The organism is Methanobrevibacter millerae, from assembly GCF_900103415.1.
Lineage (GTDB): Archaea > Methanobacteriota > Methanobacteria > Methanobacteriales > Methanobacteriaceae > Methanocatella > Methanocatella millerae.
The window spans coordinates 207,459-224,934 of record NZ_FMXB01000001.1 but is presented as its reverse complement, the minus strand read 5'-3'; the positions used below and the strand labels follow the sequence as shown (position 1 = coordinate 224,934).

The 17,476-nt window shown below is 36.8% G+C and carries 32 protein-coding genes; all 32 read right to left on the bottom strand.

Features of this window, described 5'->3' with window-relative positions; genetic code table 11:
* Positions 1–95: 95 nt before the first annotated feature.
* The 32 genes from F3G70_RS01170 to rpl3p all read right to left on the bottom strand — a co-directional run bounded on the left by F3G70_RS01170 (position 96) and on the right by rpl3p (position 17,330).
* A complete protein-coding gene (locus F3G70_RS01170) occupies positions 96–578 on the bottom strand; it encodes a helix-turn-helix domain-containing protein (protein ID WP_149730882.1) in 483 nt (160 codons plus the stop codon).
* Between the two features lie 84 nt (positions 579–662).
* A complete protein-coding gene (locus F3G70_RS01165) occupies positions 663–1,628 on the bottom strand; it encodes an RNA-guided pseudouridylation complex pseudouridine synthase subunit Cbf5 (protein WP_149730881.1) in 966 nt (321 codons plus the stop codon).
* Between the two features lie 51 nt (positions 1,629–1,679).
* A complete protein-coding gene (locus F3G70_RS01160; protein ID WP_149730880.1) occupies positions 1,680–1,901 on the bottom strand; it encodes a 50S ribosomal protein L14e in 222 nt (73 codons plus the stop codon).
* Entirely contained in the window at positions 1,901–2,419 is a 519-nt protein-coding gene (cmk, locus tag F3G70_RS01155; RefSeq protein ID WP_149730879.1) for a (d)CMP kinase, read from the bottom strand. Before cmk ends, F3G70_RS01160 begins: the two co-directional genes overlap by 1 nt.
* Entirely contained in the window at positions 2,419–2,685 is a 267-nt protein-coding gene (locus F3G70_RS01150; protein ID WP_149730878.1) for a 50S ribosomal protein L34e, read from the bottom strand. Before F3G70_RS01150 ends, cmk begins: the two co-directional genes overlap by 1 nt.
* A 120-nt stretch (positions 2,686–2,805) precedes the next feature.
* Positions 2,806–3,396, bottom strand: a complete 591-nt coding sequence (locus F3G70_RS01145) for a DUF106 domain-containing protein (protein ID WP_149730877.1) — start codon at positions 3,394–3,396, stop codon at positions 2,806–2,808.
* 9 nt (positions 3,397–3,405) lie between these two features.
* On the bottom strand, positions 3,406–3,963 hold the full coding sequence (locus tag F3G70_RS01140; protein WP_149730876.1) for an adenylate kinase: 558 nt from the start codon (positions 3,961–3,963) through the stop codon (positions 3,406–3,408).
* A gap of 32 nt (positions 3,964–3,995) precedes the next feature.
* Positions 3,996–5,360, bottom strand: coding sequence for a preprotein translocase subunit SecY (gene secY, locus F3G70_RS01135; RefSeq protein WP_149730875.1), 1,365 nt, complete (start codon positions 5,358–5,360; stop codon positions 3,996–3,998).
* 32 nt (positions 5,361–5,392) lie between these two features.
* Positions 5,393–5,830, bottom strand: coding sequence for an uL15m family ribosomal protein (locus tag F3G70_RS01130; protein WP_149730874.1), 438 nt, complete (start codon positions 5,828–5,830; stop codon positions 5,393–5,395).
* A gap of 16 nt (positions 5,831–5,846) precedes the next feature.
* Complete coding sequence (locus tag F3G70_RS01125) at positions 5,847–6,305, bottom strand: 50S ribosomal protein L30 (RefSeq protein WP_149730873.1); 459 nt, start codon at positions 6,303–6,305, stop codon at positions 5,847–5,849.
* A gap of 12 nt (positions 6,306–6,317) precedes the next feature.
* Positions 6,318–6,959 carry a 30S ribosomal protein S5 gene (rpsE, locus tag F3G70_RS01120; RefSeq protein WP_149730872.1) on the bottom strand — a complete coding sequence of 214 codons (642 nt, stop codon included), beginning with the start codon at positions 6,957–6,959 and terminating at the stop codon, positions 6,318–6,320.
* A 2-nt stretch (positions 6,960–6,961) separates the two neighbouring features.
* Positions 6,962–7,543: a 50S ribosomal protein L18 gene (locus F3G70_RS01115; protein ID WP_149730871.1), complete on the bottom strand. Its 582-nt coding sequence runs from the start codon at positions 7,541–7,543 to the stop codon at positions 6,962–6,964.
* Positions 7,544–7,545: 2 nt separating this feature from the next.
* Positions 7,546–8,001, bottom strand: a complete 456-nt coding sequence (locus tag F3G70_RS01110; RefSeq protein WP_149730870.1) for a 50S ribosomal protein L19e — start codon at positions 7,999–8,001, stop codon at positions 7,546–7,548.
* 141 nt (positions 8,002–8,142) lie between these two features.
* A complete protein-coding gene (locus F3G70_RS01105; protein WP_149730869.1) occupies positions 8,143–8,478 on the bottom strand; it encodes a 50S ribosomal protein L32e in 336 nt (111 codons plus the stop codon).
* A 13-nt stretch (positions 8,479–8,491) separates the two neighbouring features.
* A complete protein-coding gene (locus F3G70_RS01100; RefSeq protein WP_149730868.1) occupies positions 8,492–9,028 on the bottom strand; it encodes a 50S ribosomal protein L6 in 537 nt (178 codons plus the stop codon).
* An 8-nt stretch (positions 9,029–9,036) separates the two neighbouring features.
* Complete coding sequence (locus F3G70_RS01095; RefSeq protein ID WP_149730867.1) at positions 9,037–9,429, bottom strand: 30S ribosomal protein S8; 393 nt, start codon at positions 9,427–9,429, stop codon at positions 9,037–9,039.
* Positions 9,430–9,440: 11 nt separating this feature from the next.
* Positions 9,441–9,593 carry a 30S ribosomal protein S14 gene (locus tag F3G70_RS01090; RefSeq protein ID WP_188118015.1) on the bottom strand — a complete coding sequence of 51 codons (153 nt, stop codon included), beginning with the start codon at positions 9,591–9,593 and terminating at the stop codon, positions 9,441–9,443.
* Positions 9,586–10,107 carry a 50S ribosomal protein L5 gene (locus tag F3G70_RS01085; RefSeq protein ID WP_149730865.1) on the bottom strand — a complete coding sequence of 174 codons (522 nt, stop codon included), beginning with the start codon at positions 10,105–10,107 and terminating at the stop codon, positions 9,586–9,588. The genes F3G70_RS01090 and F3G70_RS01085 overlap by 8 nt, the downstream gene beginning before the upstream one ends.
* Positions 10,104–10,832: a 30S ribosomal protein S4e gene (locus tag F3G70_RS01080; RefSeq protein WP_149730864.1), complete on the bottom strand. Its 729-nt coding sequence runs from the start codon at positions 10,830–10,832 to the stop codon at positions 10,104–10,106. The genes F3G70_RS01085 and F3G70_RS01080 overlap by 4 nt, the downstream gene beginning before the upstream one ends.
* A gap of 1 nt (position 10,833) precedes the next feature.
* A complete protein-coding gene (rplX, locus tag F3G70_RS01075) occupies positions 10,834–11,184 on the bottom strand; it encodes a 50S ribosomal protein L24 (RefSeq protein ID WP_149730863.1) in 351 nt (116 codons plus the stop codon).
* Between the two features lie 9 nt (positions 11,185–11,193).
* A complete protein-coding gene (locus F3G70_RS01070; protein WP_149730862.1) occupies positions 11,194–11,592 on the bottom strand; it encodes a 50S ribosomal protein L14 in 399 nt (132 codons plus the stop codon).
* 5 nt (positions 11,593–11,597) lie between these two features.
* On the bottom strand, positions 11,598–11,915 hold the full coding sequence (locus F3G70_RS01065) for a 30S ribosomal protein S17 (RefSeq protein WP_149730861.1): 318 nt from the start codon (positions 11,913–11,915) through the stop codon (positions 11,598–11,600).
* Between the two features lie 11 nt (positions 11,916–11,926).
* The gene (rnp1, locus tag F3G70_RS01060; RefSeq protein WP_149730860.1) at positions 11,927–12,202 is read right to left on the bottom strand and encodes a ribonuclease P protein component 1; all 276 of its coding nucleotides are present in this window, start codon (positions 12,200–12,202) and stop codon (positions 11,927–11,929) included.
* Between the two features lie 80 nt (positions 12,203–12,282).
* A complete protein-coding gene (gene yciH / locus F3G70_RS01055) occupies positions 12,283–12,621 on the bottom strand; it encodes a stress response translation initiation inhibitor YciH (RefSeq protein WP_149730859.1) in 339 nt (112 codons plus the stop codon).
* Positions 12,622–12,828: a 50S ribosomal protein L29 gene (gene rpmC / locus F3G70_RS01050; RefSeq protein WP_149730858.1), complete on the bottom strand. Its 207-nt coding sequence runs from the start codon at positions 12,826–12,828 to the stop codon at positions 12,622–12,624.
* 35 nt (positions 12,829–12,863) lie between these two features.
* On the bottom strand, positions 12,864–13,625 hold the full coding sequence (locus tag F3G70_RS01045) for a 30S ribosomal protein S3 (protein ID WP_149730857.1): 762 nt from the start codon (positions 13,623–13,625) through the stop codon (positions 12,864–12,866).
* Positions 13,625–14,092: a 50S ribosomal protein L22 gene (locus F3G70_RS01040; RefSeq protein WP_149730856.1), complete on the bottom strand. Its 468-nt coding sequence runs from the start codon at positions 14,090–14,092 to the stop codon at positions 13,625–13,627. The genes F3G70_RS01045 and F3G70_RS01040 overlap by 1 nt, the downstream gene beginning before the upstream one ends.
* 11 nt (positions 14,093–14,103) lie before the next feature.
* The gene (rpsS, locus tag F3G70_RS01035; RefSeq protein ID WP_149730855.1) at positions 14,104–14,514 is read right to left on the bottom strand and encodes a 30S ribosomal protein S19; all 411 of its coding nucleotides are present in this window, start codon (positions 14,512–14,514) and stop codon (positions 14,104–14,106) included.
* 15 nt (positions 14,515–14,529) lie between these two features.
* Positions 14,530–15,255, bottom strand: a complete 726-nt coding sequence (locus F3G70_RS01030; protein ID WP_149730854.1) for a 50S ribosomal protein L2 — start codon at positions 15,253–15,255, stop codon at positions 14,530–14,532.
* A gap of 12 nt (positions 15,256–15,267) precedes the next feature.
* Positions 15,268–15,528: a 50S ribosomal protein L23 gene (locus F3G70_RS01025; protein ID WP_149730853.1), complete on the bottom strand. Its 261-nt coding sequence runs from the start codon at positions 15,526–15,528 to the stop codon at positions 15,268–15,270.
* Positions 15,529–15,552: 24 nt separating this feature from the next.
* The gene (gene rpl4p / locus F3G70_RS01020) at positions 15,553–16,317 is read right to left on the bottom strand and encodes a 50S ribosomal protein L4 (RefSeq protein WP_149730852.1); all 765 of its coding nucleotides are present in this window, start codon (positions 16,315–16,317) and stop codon (positions 15,553–15,555) included.
* A 2-nt stretch (positions 16,318–16,319) separates the two neighbouring features.
* Positions 16,320–17,330, bottom strand: a complete 1,011-nt coding sequence (gene rpl3p / locus F3G70_RS01015) for a 50S ribosomal protein L3 (protein WP_149730851.1) — start codon at positions 17,328–17,330, stop codon at positions 16,320–16,322.
* Positions 17,331–17,476 lie beyond the last annotated feature (146 nt).

Below are 17,476 nucleotides of genomic sequence, written 5' to 3'. Positions count from 1 at the left end.
TTTTTTATATAATGATTTTTGAGTGTAGGGTTCATTTTGGAAGGATGCTTCATCAAATAAGACAATAATATCTTTTGAAGATAAATTGTGTTCTTCTAAGTTTTTTTTAGCTGTTCTTCTGCATCTTCAGGAGATTTCGAAAATTTAGGATATGCTTTACTGTAATTGTATCCTAATTTCCTCACAATTTTTCCTATTTGCTTTAAACTATAATCTACATTAAATTTTTCATTAACAAGAAGATGTACATCTTTCATTGACATATTTGGTGTTTCTTCAATGATTTTATCTAATTCAATTAATTGATCATAATTTAATTTTGATGGCCTCCCTCCGCCAAATGATGGTTTTAATCCTTCTAATCCTTCAGATTCGCAAATTTTTATCCATCTGTGGACTGTTTGATAGGATTTTCCCAATATATTTGCAGCATCTGCAATTGTATTTCCTTCACTAACTATTTTAACTGCAATTAACCTCTGATAGTACCTATGATAAGCCACATAAGCACTTATTTCTTCATCTAAAGCAGTTTTTGTCATTTTGTTAAAAACATTAATTTTAGATTTGCCTGACATAATTTATTATTTGTCAGTCATCTATAATAAAAGTTTGGTTAGTAACTATAAAAATAAAAAGTGTAAAAAGATAATAGCTAAAAGCTATTTCCATAGCCTTGGATAGGTGTCCGGTTTCATTAATACTTTGGAGGTATTGACTACAAAACCGCCTTCGGCTTCAAGAATCCCGTCGCTGTCAAACAATGCGTTACCGGCACCGACAAGTTCACCCTTGAGGGTTTCAATAGCTACTATATCACCCTTTTTAATATTATCAGACAGGTAAGCTACTCCGCCGCTTGCCAAATCGGCCCCATGACAGATTGCATCCACGGCAGAATCCTTAAGAATGACTTTCGGCAGGTAATCCGCCGCCCTTTCCATAGGCATTATTGCCTCACGAAGGAATGACTCGTCACCGTCTTCAATATAGAAATGATATGCGTCGGTTACGTCCTGGAGAGTAACCAGATTCTCCCTTTCACGAAAAGATCCAACCTGAGTTCTTCTCAGTTCAGCCATATGGGCTCCGACGCCCAGCGCTTCACCGATGTTGTGGCAGTAGGTTCTCACATAGGTTCCGGCTTCACAGCCTATTCTGAACAATACGTCACGGCCTTTTATTTCATAGATTGTGGCGTAATAGACATTACGGGTTCTCAGTTCACGCTTTACTGCAGACTTGACAGGAGGCAACTGGAAAATCTTTCCTGTGAACTCTTCAAAAACACGGCGAATCTCGCTTTCCTCAACGTCTGCGTGGAATGTAAGAAGACAGACGTATTCCTTTGGAGCTGTTAACAAGAGCTGAATTGCACGGGTGGCATCGGCAAGTCCTACAGGCAAAACCCCTGTGACCTTAGGATCAAGGGTACCGCCATGGCCGGTCTTGTCAAGCTTTAAAATTCGTTTAATCCAGGAGTCTACTTCATGTGATGTTGGTCCGGAAGGTTTGTCCAGATTGATAACTCCTTTAGAAATGTAATCGTTAATTTCCCTTTCTTCAGGCTTGCAGCCATATTCGGGATTGGTAAATGATTTGGATTTTGTAATTAAATTTGTTTTCATAAATGAAACCTAAAAAAATAGTAAAAATAATGAATAAAGTTAATTATTCATCTATAAATCTGCTAAAGCTGCTTTGATAGAGTCAGCGTCACCGGAAACATCGATAGAATCTTCGGTTGGTTCTAAGTGAGCGATGTTACATCTTCTGTTTTTAACAGCTTCACCAATAACTTCTACAAAGTTTTCATCGATAATTTCAACGATTGCACATTTTTCGCCAGCTTCTCTTCCAGCAGTTTTAATACATACTCTTCCTACTTCGATTGATGCCATTATATCACCTTTAATGTTGTTAAAATGATTTCTGATACCTGTTCGGGATCGAACGTACCAGTATTGATTATCAAATCATAAATATCCATGTTCTTAATGTCAATATTATGGATATCCATGTATCTTAAAGCTTCACTGTTTTCACGAGTAATTATTTCCTCTTTTGCCACTTCTACAGATTTGGATTCCCTTTCGGCAATTCTTGAAGAACGCACATCAAAGGGAGTCACTAACCAAAGTTTTAAGTCAGCTTCAACAAAGTAAGCTGATAACCTGCCTTCAACTATTAAATTTTCTGCAGATTTGGCCAGTTCAGCCTGTCTTTTGTCAATTTCTTTATCTATATCATCATTACCTTCAGCAAATTCACTGAACTCCAGAACGGACATTCCTCTCTCGCTTGCCATTTGCCTGAAAACAAATCCTGCAGAGATGTATGGAATATCCAATTTTTCACTGAGCAATTCAGCAGTGGTTGTTGTTCCGGTACCAGCCAATCCGCCAACAGTAATTATCATTATTTTCTAGCCTCTTGTTTGAAAAGTTTACGCATACATTTAGTACATAAGTACCCACCGTATGGACGGCTAGGTCTTTTAGCAGTTTTTGAAAGCTTACCAATTTCGTATGGACGTCCGCGAGGAACACCATGTAAAATTGCACCGCATTCAGCACAGACGTGCTTAGACGGTTTCTTCTTTTTGTATCTTAAAACATTTTCTCCACCAGGAGTGTTTTTTCTCATTCTTTTATATGATCTTGATCTAAACCTATTTGCAGGCATTTAATCACCTTGATTAATTTTATAATAAAAAATTTAATAATTGTGTAATAGCGTATTCAAAATAGAATACTATTACTATATCTTTCATCATTAATAAATGTATAAGATTCAAGGGTTAAATTAGAACCCTTGTTTGAATCCTAAGAATTTTCTTAATATCTGACTCATACCGAAAGTACAAATCATATACCATAATAACCAGCCAATACCATAAGGAATAGTAGCTTTTCCTCCATATAAGAATTGACCAATGAAATGCCATAATGGAGTTAAAGTAACCCAATAAGCCGGTACAGGCATGATAAGAACCAAATTATGAATAGCTGAAGTTCTCATCCAGAAGAAAATCAAAATGATTGGAATGAAAGTAACGAACATAGGCTTGAATGATTCCATCATGACCGCATTCTGGTTTTTGAGCATTTCAGTCTGCTCGGCCTGAAGTCTTGCGATTTCCTTGCCGTCTCCTTTCTTTTGGGCTTCTCTCATTTTGGAGGAAAGCTCCCTTGACTTTTTCTGATTTTCATTCATCTTGTCTTGGTCAACCAGATATTTGTTAGCAATAGTTGTAATCAATGAAACCAAAAATGCAATAACCAATACAGTTAACGCAGGATTTTGCGGATTTGGATCCATTGCTAAAATAGGATTGAATATGGTATTCAGCGCATCAATTGCGCCAGTTGAAAGCATACTAAAAATATCAGCCATTTAACTCACCTATTTTAAAACGTCAACCAGTTTTGAGATTGTTTGATCTAAATGATTATCATGGTTTTCGATGATCTTTACGGTAGCTCCAGTCATTGTTGCATATGCCATTGAAGCAGCCCTATTCATTTCCTGATGCAGTTGAATATTTTTAGCCTTTTCAACGTCTCTGGAACGGGTATCATCATTCATTCTTCTGTAAATAATCTCATCAGGATTTGCTTCTACCAAAATAAACAGGTCAGGTTGTAACTGTTCTAAAACCCAAATCGGAAGTCCCGGCAAGAATCCTGAAGGAGTGTTGATTGTACAATGAGTGTCTACAATAACATTATTTTCCTGGGACTTTTCATTGATTCTTTTAGCGGCTTTGGCCTGAATCTCCTTTTGAGTTTCAGCAGGCAATTTCCTTAAAGCATCCCTATCTTCAACAAGTTTTTCTTCGATTGCAAGTTCAGTCATTATGTCTCCATAATTTAAGTGCAAATAATCCACTTCTTCAAGTGCCTTATTTAGGATAGTGGTACTTCCTGAACCTGGAATTCCTGTTAATACTACAAGTTTCATAATAACCCCTCATTAAAAAATGTTGGAGAAGATTAATCTCCTCCCAAGAACTTTCTGAGTAGTGGATTTGATGACATGAGCTGTTCTTCAGCCATTTCTTCATAAAGCTTATGTACAATACCTACAGTAAGCAATACACCAGTACCTCCACCTAAAGCACCGGTTAAATCTGCAAAGAATGCAATGAGACCTACATATAAACCACTTAAAATGGTAAGTGCAGGAATATATTTCTTTAAAATCTTATATAACTGACGTTTACTACTTCTGAAACCAGGTATCTGAATACCTGAACTGTAAAGTTGTTCTGAAATTTTCTTAGCGTTCAATCCACTGATTTCAACCCACAGGTATGAGAACAGTACACAGCATGCAAGGAAGAAAATCGCATAGAAAATAACATGCACGGGCTCAGAAAAGAACATTGAAACATTGTTAGGCGTTGACAAAAGCCATGCCAGACCGCTTACGGCCTTACCCTGGTTGACTTCACCTAAAATAGGGAATCCAATCTTTTGGAAAACGTTTGCAAGAAGTGAAACGTTAACCAGAAGCGCACTTGTCAGAATAACAGGCATGTTACTTGCATAAACGAATTTCAATGGATATTTACCGACTGAACCTCTGATTCTTCCGTGACCTCTAACTGAACCGTGTGAAATCGGAATTTCAACGCGTATGGATTCACCATATACAACAACCGCAAATACACAGATAGTTGCAATCAATGGAATCAGCAATGAGAAATTGGCAGAGCCGTTGACTACGGACTGGATAAATCCAGGAATAGCTCCGGTGAATATTCCTTCTGCGTTAGGTATGAAATAGAACGTTCCGACAACGATAGCTTGACATACACCTGCAGCAATGAACAGACCGATACCACTTCCGAATCCCCATTTTGAAACAACTTCATCCAGATAAATTACTAAAACTGCACCGATTACAAGTTGAAGGAATAATACACCAAGATAAGAATTATCAATAGGTACTAAATTACCTGTTAATACTAAAACACCGGCTTCAAATATTGTAAAGACAATAGATAAAAGCTTTTGTGTAGCTTGAAAGTGTGATTTATCCTTGTGTGAAGAAAGATCCAAATCAAGAAGGTTTGAACCTACTAACAATTGCAATACAATAGACGCAGTAACGATAGGACCAATTCCTAAAGTAAGAATTGAACCGAAACTTCCAGCCATAACTGCCCTTAAAGCAGCAAAGTTGTCTACAGCAGCAGCGCTTAGACCATATAATGGTATTTCAGTTAAGAAATAATATAATACCAAAATAAGAGCAGTCCATTTAAGTTTTTCATTGAAGTCCTGATTGTGAACAGGAGATTTTACTTCAGGCAAAAACCTAAACAATGGCTCTAATACTTCGAGTGATGACATTTTATTCCTCTAAAAAATTTTTAAGGAAAAAACTATAATTCTATAGCTTCTCCTCCTACTTCTTCAATTTTTTCGATTGCAGATGCTGAGAATTTTGGAGCGGAAATCTTGAAAGTTTTAGAAATTTTTCCTTTTGCTAAAACTTTGTCATAACCTAATTCGGTTACGTCAATGACGATTGCATCTCCATCCATGGATGCCTTGCCACTGGCAATTAACTCATCTGCTTTTTCTTCTAAGTAACTTAAGTTAACAGAATTAACTTTTTTAATCATTTTTTGAGGTCTTTTGAAACCGTGTTTACCAAAGTGATCTGGGTCGTGAATTACTGTCCAGGTCCAGTGTTGTTTTCCGGCTCCAGCTTTACCTTTTCCACCTTTGTTACCTGCACCTCTACGTTTTTTAGTACAGCCTCCTCCGTTGGATCTAGAACCTCTGAGCTTGTTGATTTTACGTTTTGTTCTAATCATAATAAACACCTATTATTTAAAGCATTCTTTTTGCAAGATCTTTAATATCTTCGCCCCTGTAACCTAAGGATCCACCTTCGTTAATGGATAAACGGATGTCTTCGTATCCTTTTCTAGGAGGGTGTAAACGGAATACAGGTTTAATTCCTACATCAGCCAACTTAACATCAGAATTAATTAAAGCTTCAGCTAATTCAGCAATGTTTGCGTAATCAGAATTTTCAGCTACGAATTCATCAGTAACTTTGTTATTACCTTCGATTCTGCCTCTTTTAGCAATAATTTCAGCTAAAAGTTCAGCGTCAATTTCTCCCCAGGTAATGTAATCCTTTGATTTTTGAAGCATGCCTTCATAACTTGGATTTTCTTCAACTAATACTGCATGGTTGATTCTGTTAAGTCTTAACATGTGTAAGGTGTCAGCAACCTTTTGAATGACACCGGTTGTTCCTCTTACTCTAATAACTAAAAACATAATCATCACCAATTAATAGTTAACTCCCATTTTCTTAAGGTCTTCTTTACTTGCTTTAACTTCACTTAAAGTTTTTAATGCATCAAATACTGCATTTGCGAAGTTAACGGTAGTTTGAGTTTGACCGAAAGATTGAGACCATACGTCGTGAATACCAGCGAGTTTTAAAATGGTTTTACCAACATCACCAATTACCAGACCCACTCCTGCAGGTGCAGGCATTAATGTTACGTTTACACTACTGGTTTTACCTTGTACTTTGAATGGTACGGTGTGTTCTCTTCCACAAACACAACCCCAATCACCACAGCCTCTTCTTACTTTGATAATGTTGTATTTTGCATTATCGACTGCTTTTCTGATTGCAGGTCCAACCTCTTTAGCTTTACCTTGACCTAATCCAACATAACCATCTTTGTTACCTACAGCAACAATTACTCTGAAATTAACTTTTCTACCGGATTTGTGCATCCTTTGAACTAAGTTAACATCCATTACTTCCTCTTCTAAATCCGGAATCAAGGCATCAACTATTTCTAATTCCATAATTGGAAGACCTTTTTCAAAGATTTCATCGATGTCAGTAATGGTTCCATTCTTAACTAATTCACCCATTTTAGTTTTAGGTTCCCATTCATCAATATTAAAACTCATAGTTATTCCTCTGCCTCATCAATATTCTTAATAGTTTCATCAAAGTTTTCAGGTAAATCTGCAGGTTCAAGACCTCTTTCTAAATACTTTGAGAATTTTTTAGCTTTCTCTTCATCGTCTAAAGATCCGGCATATTCAGCTACATGTTCTCCCCTGATACGTTCATCTTCAGGGAAAATGAAGTCACCATGAGGTACTTCCAAACCAGCGTCAACAGCACCCTTGAGAGCTGCGAAGATTTTGGAACCTTTGATTGGGGATCTTAAACCGATGTCCAAAATTGCATAATCGACGCCAGCAGCCAATGCCCTTTTAGCACAAAGGTAACCGGTTAAGTAAACTCCGGTGATATTTCCGGTGTTTCCTAAATATCCATAGTTTGCTAATTGTTTACCAACAGCTGATGCAATTGTAATGTCTCCTTCAGGAGCATAATCAACAACTTGAACAGTAGCCTGAGCGTTAGAAATTCTAACGACTAGACGGGATTTTTCATAATCGATTAATTTAATCCTAGCACCGTAATCAGTTTTTCCTTCTCTTCTTCTTCTAAATGGTACTTTGTAATTTGATCCTTGAGCCATGTTTATTCCTCTCCTTTAATTAAATCATGGTCACGTGCGTAGTTTCTCATGTAAGATTTGCTTCTGAATGCTCCACCTTTAGCCATCTTGTATAACTTGCGGTATGTAGTAGCATCAATAATTTCTTCTTCACGCATTTCCTTAAGGTCTTTTCTTAAAGCCCTGATTGTAGTCATCCATTGTTTCTTCTTAGGAGTACGGGCTTTTTTAGCACCTTTTCTACTACCTGCACCTTTTCTTTTTCCTTTTTGCTTTTGTTCTGCGATTTTTTTAGATCTGTAGCTACTAATACCTTTTTGAGGTTTCGCTTTAATAGCTCCATCGTTAATTAACTGCTTTACGCCTTCCCTTGTAATCGCCATGGAAACTTCTTCGATTCTTTCAGGATCGATCCATACACGATTAAGCCCTACTTTGAGAATGCTTGCAGCTAATCTCTTTTGAGTTGTAAGATTCATATATATAATCCTCCATATTTCAGCTTAGCTGATAAATTTAGATAAATTATCTAAACTCCCTTAGTTTTTTTATTTTCAATGGTTAAACCAATTCTATAAAAGCCCCTGAATTGACATAACCTATAAACATAATTCATGATTTTAAATATTTTTATTTAAAACCTTAATTCCTAACTCAGATGCTTTATCTAACATCAAAAGTTTTTTTCTTTTACCCATAGAAGCACTGATTCTTGCAGCATCAGTTTCTGGGTTTAATGCTTCTAATTCTTTCATGTTGTGAACAAGAACGTCATTATATCCTGAAGGATGTAAATTCCTTATTGCTCTAGGGGTTCTGTATCCGATAGCAGGCATATCAGGTTTTCCTGCTTCGTATCTTCTCATTTTACTGGTTTTACCTCTAGGGCGTCTCCATTTTATTCCAAGTTTTTTATAACGAGCATATTCTTGTCTTTTAAATCTTTTATTAGCCATTATAATCACCAATTTATTCTTTGCTAGTTAAGTATATTCCGTCTTGGAATACTCTAGGATCTCTACCTTTAATTTTAGTTGCTTGTTCCAAGTTAGCCATGGTCTGGCCGACTTCTTCCTTATTGATACCGGTAATTGTTACCTCATCACCTTTTACTGCTACGTTAGCACGACCGACAATTTTAGCGGTTCTTGGGTGTCTTTCCCCGAGGAAATTATCTATAGTTACGATATCTTTTTCAACTTTTACAGTCATTGGAAAGTGAGCAAATACGATTTTCATGTGATATTCGAAACCGTCGGTTACACCGGTAATCATATTGTTGATGTGTGCCCTGGTGGTTCCAATCATTGCTTTGTCTTTCTTTTTTGGGAATGCTGTTTGTAAAACAACATTGTCTTCTTCTTTATTAATACTTACATTAGGATATGTAAATTTTCTGGAGTCTTCTCCATTAGGTCCTTTTACTGTGACCTCATTTTTTTCAATTATAACTTCGACGCCTTCAGGGATTTCAATTTCTTCCCTTATAGCTGCAGCTACTACCATTTTATCACCTAATACATGTAAGCCAACAAACGACCGCCAATTCCTCTTTCCTTAGCCTCATAGTGAGTCATAATTCCTTCAGGAGTTGTAACGATTAAAATACCAAAGTTCTTTGCTGGCAAATATCTTTTTTCAAATTTCTCAAATTCATCTTTCTTTACAGCGTGACGAGGCTTGATAACACCACATTTGTTAATGTTACCTAATAATTCAACTGTGAATTTTCCTGCCCTGTTGTCATCGATGTATTCAAAGTTTCCAATATAATTCTCTTTTTGCATTGTGCTTAAAACCTGTCCAATCAATTTGGAAGCAGGAGAAATAACGCAAGAGTCGTTTACCTGCAATTCGTTATTTCTGATGTTTGTTAAAGCATCTGCAAGAGGATCCATAAGACTCATATTATAACACCTTAATTATATTTTTTAAATCCGATTTTAGGAGCGATTTCTCTAAAACATTGTCTGCATAAATTTAGTCCGTATCTACTGACCATAGCAGAATGGTCTCCGCAACGGGTACATTTTTTTGATGCTTTTCCATATTTTCTTGGCAATCTAATCACCTATTTCAGTTACGTAATTAACGTTAAAGTTCTCTTCCATGTATTTCATGGTTTCTTCTTTGGAAATTCTGTGCTTTTGAGGAACCTTCTTTTGCTGGATTTTTCTTCTGGCAATTCTGTAACCAGGTTTTTCAAAAGTGATAGAAACGTTCATACCGAAAATACCGATATCAGGATTATATCTCATTCCAGGAATATCGATGTGTTCTTTAATACCAAAGGAAAGGTTTCCTTGAGCATCAAATTGAGTAGGTTTGATGTTTCTGCTGATTCCTTCCAAAACCATATCAATTGCTTTGTCAGCTTTTTCTCCACGTAAAGTTAATTTACATGCGATTGGTTGGCGTTTCCTGATTCCCCATTCAGGGTTGGTTACGGTGGAGTAAGTCTTAACAGGAGTTTGATCGAACATTTCTTCCAAAAGGGTAATTGCACGGGATAATTTTTCACCTGCTTCTCCTACACCAATGCTGACTGTAGCTTTTTCGATTCTAACTTCATTCATTGGGTTCATTTATTTACCTCCAATAAAGAAATTGCTGGAGCATCTCTGCCAACTACAAATGCATAATCTTTCAAAGTTAAAAATTCATCTTTAGCACTATTTTCAATTAAGATAGTGTTTGGATTTGATGATTTATTTTCAATAATTTCAGTTACGGTACCTAATTCACCGGTGTGTTTACCACCAGTAACTAGAACGGTAGCGCCGATTTCTAAAGGATAAACTTCAGCGATTTCCTGTTCAGGTACTTTTAAACTGATAACGTCCCCAACTGCGTAATCATTTTCTTCAAGGATTACGTTTTTACCATCGTGTAAGTTTAATTGGGTTTTACCTCCTTTGATGGTAGTTTTATTAACGATTTTAGCTAATTTTGAATCGTTTTCATCAATTGGGTGTAATTGTAATCTTCCTTTAGTATCTAAAAGAACTCTATAAATTTCTTCGGTTTTTGGGATTTCAATGATGTCCTGGAAACCGACTGGGAATTTATAATCTTTAACAACTCTGCCATCCACTAAAACGTTACCTGAGTTGATGATCCTTTTAGCTTCTCTGGAGTTATCAGCTAATTTTAAAATGTCTCTGATAACTAAAGTTAATGGAATTGCATCAACAATAGCGTGAGCACCTGCGGAAGGTTTTACTGTCCAGGTATCTTCTTTAGGATGAATTGGCCAAGTTTTAGGCGCTTTGTATCTTTTAAGATGTTTTCTTGATCCCATTTTAGCCATTTTAATTATCTCCTCTATTTTTAATTCTTCTATCGTCTTTTGTATCAGCGTCAATAATCATTAAGTTAGATGGGTCTACCGGAAGGAATACTGCAGTTCCGTCAGGTTTTGATAAGGTAACTTCTTCAATAGTAACTTTGTAAGAACCGTAATCAACACCTAAAACTTCTCCTTCGTGACCTTTGAAATCTCCACGGAGAACTCTAACTTTGTCCCCTGTTCTGATAGGTAATGATCTTTTACCTAAGTTAGCTCTCAAGTCTTTGCTTAAGGTAGCACTTAAGTGTTTACCGCGAGCGTGAGCAGGAGCATTATAAAGAGCTTTTCTTTGTTTTCTTGGTTGTTTTGACATTTTTTCACCTTATACTAAAATATTTGCTGCACTACCTACACTAGGCCATCTGTCAGCTGCTTCTTTAGCTACAGGACCCCTAATTTCTGATCCTTTTAATACTCCTTCAGGAGTGATGATAACAGCCGCATTATCTTCAAATTTAACACGAAGACCATCAGCACGTCTATATTCCTTTTTTTGTCTGATAACAACTGCGTTGACAATTTCTCTTCTCATGTCAGCAGTTCCTTTTTTAACAGAAGCAACAACTAAGTCTCCAACACCGGCAACGTCTAATCTTCTTCTTACCCCTTTGAATCCTTTTACGGAAATGATTTCGATTTCACGTGCACCAGTGTTATCGACACATTGGAGTCTTGCTCCAATAGGTAATGCTTTAGATACACTTGATGTTAATGGTTTCATATTATTTACTCTCCTTTAACCTCAACTAAAACAAAATGTTTAGTCTTACTTAATGGTCTGCATTCTGCAACTTTTACAGAATCACCAACGTTCACATGCATGCAATCTGGTTTGTGAACATTGATTTTAGATTTTCTCTTTTCGTATCTTTCATATTTTCTAATGAATTTATAGTAACTACGTTCTACACTGATAGTCCTTTCAGCCTTGTTACTGACAACAACTCCTTCAAGAACTTGACCTCTTACAGGTAAAGTCCCGTGGAAAGGGCAGTTAGGATCATCGCATGTAGTTTCTGGTTCTTGAACATTAAGCCCAACCATATTATCACCATTTAAATTTTTTTAAACCTTTTTTTTATTCTATCTTCAGGACGAATTGACAAAATGTCACCAATCACTTCGACTTTTTCACCAGACGGAATCTCGAAAGTGAAAATTGAACCTTTTTTGGGAATTATCTTTTCCTGACCCGACGATTCAATTTTGAAGGTGTTTTTTGTCTCATCAATAACCGTTCCAAATAAATTAAGAGATTTATCCGTTTTGCTTTTTACATCAACATTCAATCCGATGAACTCATGATGGACCAAATTATTTTTAGTTATCATGTTCCCAAATCTCTTAACTAAAACATTTATAATAAATCATGCAGAAAAATTATAAAATTTTATTGAACTATATCGAAGGATTATCTCCTCTTTTTACCGCCTTTTTTGGAATCACGAATTTCGATATTGTCGGATGAGAAACCCATTTCAGACAAGACCTCTTTGACTCTGACCTTGTGGTCTCCTTGAAGTTCAATTTGACCGTTTTTGGCGGTTCCGCCACAGGCGCATTTTGCTTTAAGAGTTTTTGTGAGATCTTTAATATCTATTTCGTGTTCATCGATACCTTCGATAATTGTCATGAGTTTTCCAAATCTTCTTCTGACTGTAAAGACCTTTACAGCCTGAACTTCACGTGCAAAGTCGTCGCAAGCGCAAAGTTCCTCAGGAAGCCCACATACATCACAGATTTTTGACATTTAATTCTCCTTCTGTTTTTCATTCAATATTGTAAGAACACGAGCAATTGTTCTTTTTAATTCTCTAATTTTTCCAGGGTTTTCGTTAACCCCGGCAGCTGCACTTTTAGAAACATTTTTGGATAATTCAGCTCTGAGTTCAATTAACTTTTCTTGAATCTCATCAACTTCCATGTCCCAAATTTCTTTACTTCTTAAAATCGCCATTGTTCCAACTCTTTTAAGATAATTAAATTTAGTATTTAACTATCATCTTCTTCTACTTCTTCAGTAGCTTCTTCTTCAACAACTTCTTCCAATTCCTCTAAATCTTCGATTTCCTCGATGATTTCTTCCTCTTCGATGACTTCTTCAGTTTCAACATCGATTTCTTCTTCAATGACTTCACCATCTTCTTCTTCGATGATTACTTTTGGAGGAAGGATTTCTACGGAATCAGGTAATACAGTATTAGGAGGCATGATTCTTACATAAATACCTAATACACCAGGCTTTAACTGTACGGTTGCAAAACCTTCTTCAACAAATCTGATTGAAGGTTCACCACATTTCTTGATATATCCTTCAACGAATTTAGCTACAGCAGATCTTGAACCTCTGATTTTACCTGAAATGGTAACTTCTACCCCTTGAGCTCCTGCTCCCATGATTCTGCGGATGGTGGAGTAAGCAACTCTTCTGAAGTGCATACCTCTCTGCAACATGTTAGCAATTTTGTAAGCCATAATTTTAGGGTTAAGTTCAGGAACAGCAACCTCTTTAACTTCAATTTGTGGATTGTCTAATCCGAATTCGTTTTTAAGAGTGTTGGTAATGGATCTGACGTTTTTTCCACCTCTACCAATAACCATACCAGGTCTTTCTGCGTAAACGATGACCATAGTACCTAAAGGTGTGATTTGAACTTCCATACCCCCGTATCCTGCTCTTTCGAGTTCTTTTTCTAAGTATTCATCAATCCTGGTTCTTCTAAGGCCCTCTGTGACAAAATCTTTTTCTATCATTAGTTAGCCTCCTGTAAAACTATTTGAATATGAGTTGTAGGTGTATTGAACGGAGTCATTCTACCGAATGCTCTTGGGATGTAACCTCTGATAATAATACCTCTGTGGCTTGAAATGTGTTCAATGAACAGTTTTTCAGTATCCATACCTTTGTATTCAGCATTAGCTTCAGCGTTTTCCAATACTTTTAATATTTGCTCAGCTGCTTTTACAGGGTATCTTCCGCTAGGCCATCCTTCCTGTCCTTTCCTGTGACCGACACCTTTGTTGTGTCTTTTGAAAGGAACAGACTTTTTCATTTCAATAACATCTTCCAAGTAAGCTTTAGCTTTAGCTACTTCCATTCCTCTGATTGCGTTACAAATTTCAACACTGTGTTTTGGGGAAATCTTGAGAGATTTTGCCATAGCACGTGCAGTTTTTGCCTCATCAACTTCTTCATTATAAGCATATTTATTATTAGCCATGATCTAATCCCCTATTTAAGTGGTACAAACATAGATGATCTTGTAGCTCCCATACCTGGGTCACCGTGCTGAACTCTTTGTCTGGTAGGTGCATATTCACCGAAGTAATGACCGAGCATTTCCGGTGTGATTTTCACTTCAACAAAGTTACGGCCATCGTAAATACCGAAAGTGGTTCCGACCATTTCAGGTAAAACGATCATATCTCTACAGTGGGTCCTGACGACAACAGGACGACCATCTTTAGTTCCTTCTTTATTCAACTTTCTCATTTTATCCAAAACTTTTTGCTGTCTTGGTAAGAATCCTCTTTTCAAAGACCTTCTTTGTCTTGCAGGATATAATTTCATTACTTCCTCCAAAGACATTTCCTGTAACTCTTCAAGAGTATAACCTTTATATTTAAATACTTTTCTTGCCAATGAAACACCCTCTATCTATCTTTTTAATCCAGTTCTTCTAGCTGCAATTGAACCAACTTTTCTTCCTGGTGGTGCGTGTCTTGAAATAGTGGTAGGACGACCAGGATGTTGTCTGTTACCTCCCCCGTGAGGGTGATCTACTGCGTTCATTGCTACTCCTCTAACGGTCATGCACTTCTTACCTTTAGCTTTAAGAGCATGCCATCTTTTACCTGCTTTAAGATAAGGTTTATCTTTTCTACCTCCACCGGCAACTACACCGATACTTGCACGGCAGTTAGGGTTAAGATATTTTAATTCTCCAGATGGTAATTCAACAACAGTTTGGTTAGCATCGTGAGTAATTAAAGAAGCATAAGTTCCGGAAGATCTTACGAAACGGCCTCCGTCTCCAGGAGTGTTTTCGATATCATAAATTGGAGTACCTTCAGGGATTTCAGCGAGCGGTAATGTGTTACCGAATTTGATAGGAGCGGAAATACCACATTCAATTTCGTCATCGACTTGAATGCTTTCAGGTGCCAATATAAATCTTTTTTCTCCGTTTTCGAATTTAACTTCTGCAATAGGAGCGGTTCTGGCTGGGTCGTGTACGATATCAGTTACGATACCTTTGAGACTGCCTTCTTTTTCCAATGCATCGAAAGATCTGTATCTGATTTTATCTTTAAAACGATGTGAAGCAACACGATGAGTAGGAGTTCCTTTACCTCTTCTTTGATGTATTAAACGTTTTCCCATTCAAATTCCTCCTTAGAATACTCCTATTCTGACAGCAAGTTCTTCTGCCATTTCTTCTTCGACAAGTTTAATGTATGCTACTTTTTCACCTTTAGGGGTAATGTGAGTATTCACTTTTGCTACTTTTTCTTCGTATAGCTCTTCAAAAGCCCTTTTGATTTGTCCTTTGTTGGCTGAACGGCGAACGACAAAAGTGATTTCATTATTTGCATCTATAAGGTTCATGGTTTTTTCAGTAACATGAGGTTTAATAATAATTGAGTATGAATCCATAATAATCACCTTAATTTATCCAAATTATTGGAATAAACCTCCTAACTTTTCTACAGCAGATTTAGTGTAAATAGTAAGTCTTCCTGGGTGAGTACCTGGTGCTAATAATTCTGCGTTTAAGTTTTCGACAACAACAACGTCAACACCAGCGTGGTTTCTTGCACCTAAGCTAATACCATCATCTTCACCGACAACTAAAAGAGGTCCTTTTACTTTTTTGTATTTTCTTCCTCTTGTTTTACCTCTACCTGCTCTGATTCTTTTACCTTCTTTTGCACGAATGATATCATCATAAACGCCTAAGCTCTGGAAGATTTCACGGGTTTGTTTTGTGGTTTTAACAGAACAGATTTCGTCTTCAACGATGATAGGAACCTGTTCGAGATCTTCTACCCTGTGACCCCTGTTTTCAACTAACTCTTTGTTTGCGGTTGCTGCAACAGCGGATCTGATTGCAAATCTTCTTTCTTTTATGTTGATTTTTTCGTGATGATTTTTCTCAGCTCTTGTTGGGTGAGCTTGTCTACCGCCAATAGCCATTGGTACAAAAGCTGCTCTTGAACCGTTTTTAATCCTAGGAACTCTAGCAGTACCTCTACCTGAACCCCATCCTTTAGCGGAAGTTCTTTTACCTGCCATAGGGTCATTACCCCAAGGTTGGATTCTAGCAGATTGTGCTGATAAAACAGCCCTTTTGATTAAATCTGGTCTGTATACTTCATCAAAAATTGCAGGAAGTTCGATTTCTTCTTTAACTTCCCCGTTAATAGAATAAACATTAGCCTTCATGATTATACCCCTTGTTTAGATTTTGTACTTATGTAAGTGATTTGAGGTATATCCTCAGATTTCTTGCTAGGTCTGATAGCTTGTCTTAAAATTACTAATCTTTTAGCTGGACCTGGGAGGGAACCTTTAACTAATACGTAATCGTTTTTAACGAGACCGTATTTGAGGAATCCACCATCAGGGTTGATTTGATCAACTTCATCAGCTGATGCAATTTTTAACACTTTTTTATTGAATTCAGTTCTTTTATGGTATCCCATTTGACCTGCCTGAGCTACAGTCCACATGGTTCTTCTTGGAGTCCAAGGACCAATTGAACCTACGTGTCTTCCTTTACCACTTCTAGTAGCTTTACCATACTGAATTCTAATATTCCATCTTTTAACTACACCTTGGAATCCTTTTCCTTTTGTAGTTGCGATTGCATCAACAAACTGACCTTCATTCAAGATGTCACTAGCTTTTACTTCGTTACCTAATAATTCCAAAGCAGTATTTAATTTTTCTTCAGGATTTGCTCCTCCTATACCACATTCAAATATATCCGGTTTCTTCTTAGGTACGCTAGTTACTTTCGGATTGGTGTGTACTAAGACTTTGATATCTTCTGTGCGATCTAAAACACCTTGTATTTTTGCAATAGCTTCAGACTTGTTGTATTCTTTAGGAAGTGAGATTTTCCTAGAGAGTTCTTCATCCAAATTATCTGCAAGTACTTCAGTGATTACTTTCAATCCACGAGAAGTTCTTTCATATGCTCTTATTCCCATCACTACGACCGGAGGGACTTCCAATACGGTTACTGGAGTAAATATTTCCATACCATTAGTTGGAGAGTTTTTATCGGTATCTGTGACCAAAGCATGAGTCATACCGACTTTATACCCTGCGAGGCCTAGTAATTTTGGTTCATCATTTTGCGGCCAAGCCTTTACTCTAGGGGTTTCTTTTGCTGCTCTTTTCCTTGGACTAAAAGCAACAGACCCTTTTCTTGGCTGGTGATGTCTTACCATTCATTAACCTCCTTAATATACATTTTTCCTTTATTTCAATTATTTTAAATTTTTTTTATGGCTTTAAAAAAAAAGCCATTTTGACAAAACCATGCAAGCACGATTTCATCGAATAATAAATAGCTGTAAAAATGATTACAACTAGA

Coding starts and splice junctions, on each gene's coding strand:
- F3G70_RS01040 (WP_149730856.1), bottom strand. CDS start 14,092: ATGGCTAATAATAAATATGCTTATAATGAAGAAGTTGATGAGGCAAAA.
- secY (WP_149730875.1), bottom strand. CDS start 5,360: ATGTCATCACTCGAAGTATTAGAGCCATTGTTTAGGTTTTTGCCTGAA.
- F3G70_RS01095 (WP_149730867.1), bottom strand. CDS start 9,429: ATGAGTCTTATGGATCCTCTTGCAGATGCTTTAACAAACATCAGAAAT.
- F3G70_RS01085 (WP_149730865.1), bottom strand. CDS start 10,107: ATGAACCCAATGAATGAAGTTAGAATCGAAAAAGCTACAGTCAGCATT.
- rpl4p (WP_149730852.1), bottom strand. CDS start 16,317: ATGAAGGCTAATGTTTATTCTATTAACGGGGAAGTTAAAGAAGAAATC.
- F3G70_RS01150 (WP_149730878.1), bottom strand. CDS start 2,685: ATGCCTGCAAATAGGTTTAGATCAAGATCATATAAAAGAATGAGAAAA.
- rpsE (WP_149730872.1), bottom strand. CDS start 6,959: ATGAGTTTTAATATTGATGAATGGGAACCTAAAACTAAAATGGGTGAA.
- rnp1 (WP_149730860.1), bottom strand. CDS start 12,202: ATGATAACTAAAAATAATTTGGTCCATCATGAGTTCATCGGATTGAAT.
- F3G70_RS01045 (WP_149730857.1), bottom strand. CDS start 13,625: ATGATAGAAAAAGATTTTGTCACAGAGGGCCTTAGAAGAACCAGGATT.
- F3G70_RS01130 (WP_149730874.1), bottom strand. CDS start 5,830: ATGATTAGAACAAAACGTAAAATCAACAAGCTCAGAGGTTCTAGATCC.
- F3G70_RS01160 (WP_149730880.1), bottom strand. CDS start 1,901: ATGGCATCAATCGAAGTAGGAAGAGTATGTATTAAAACTGCTGGAAGA.
- rplX (WP_149730863.1), bottom strand. CDS start 11,184: ATGTCAAAACAACCAAGAAAACAAAGAAAAGCTCTTTATAATGCTCCT.
- F3G70_RS01110 (WP_149730870.1), bottom strand. CDS start 8,001: ATGAATCTTACAACTCAAAAGAGATTAGCTGCAAGCATTCTCAAAGTA.
- F3G70_RS01145 (WP_149730877.1), bottom strand. CDS start 3,396: ATGGCTGATATTTTTAGTATGCTTTCAACTGGCGCAATTGATGCGCTG.
- F3G70_RS01065 (WP_149730861.1), bottom strand. CDS start 11,915: ATGGTTGGGCTTAATGTTCAAGAACCAGAAACTACATGCGATGATCCT.
- F3G70_RS01125 (WP_149730873.1), bottom strand. CDS start 6,305: ATGTTTTTAGTTATTAGAGTAAGAGGAACAACCGGTGTCATTCAAAAG.
- F3G70_RS01025 (WP_149730853.1), bottom strand. CDS start 15,528: ATGGATTCATACTCAATTATTATTAAACCTCATGTTACTGAAAAAACC.
- rpmC (WP_149730858.1), bottom strand. CDS start 12,828: ATGGCGATTTTAAGAAGTAAAGAAATTTGGGACATGGAAGTTGATGAG.
- yciH (WP_149730859.1), bottom strand. CDS start 12,621: ATGTCAAAAATCTGTGATGTATGTGGGCTTCCTGAGGAACTTTGCGCT.
- F3G70_RS01100 (WP_149730868.1), bottom strand. CDS start 9,028: ATGGTAGTAGCTGCAGCTATAAGGGAAGAAATTGAAATCCCTGAAGGC.
- F3G70_RS01140 (WP_149730876.1), bottom strand. CDS start 3,963: ATGAAACTTGTAGTATTAACAGGAATTCCAGGTTCAGGAAGTACCACT.
- F3G70_RS01115 (WP_149730871.1), bottom strand. CDS start 7,543: ATGGCTCAAGGATCAAATTACAAAGTACCATTTAGAAGAAGAAGAGAA.
- F3G70_RS01080 (WP_149730864.1), bottom strand. CDS start 10,832: ATGGCTAAAATGGGATCAAGAAAACATCTTAAAAGATACAAAGCGCCT.
- rpl3p (WP_149730851.1), bottom strand. CDS start 17,330: ATGGTAAGACATCACCAGCCAAGAAAAGGGTCTGTTGCTTTTAGTCCA.
- F3G70_RS01030 (WP_149730854.1), bottom strand. CDS start 15,255: ATGGGAAAACGTTTAATACATCAAAGAAGAGGTAAAGGAACTCCTACT.
- F3G70_RS01105 (WP_149730869.1), bottom strand. CDS start 8,478: ATGGCTAATAAAAGATTTAAAAGACAAGAATATGCTCGTTATAAAAAA.
- F3G70_RS01170 (WP_149730882.1), bottom strand. CDS start 578: ATGTCAGGCAAATCTAAAATTAATGTTTTTAACAAAATGACAAAAACT.
- cmk (WP_149730879.1), bottom strand. CDS start 2,419: ATGATAATTACTGTTGGCGGATTGGCTGGTACCGGAACAACAACCACT.
- F3G70_RS01165 (WP_149730881.1), bottom strand. CDS start 1,628: ATGAAAACAAATTTAATTACAAAATCCAAATCATTTACCAATCCCGAA.
- F3G70_RS01070 (WP_149730862.1), bottom strand. CDS start 11,592: ATGAAACCATTAACATCAAGTGTATCTAAAGCATTACCTATTGGAGCA.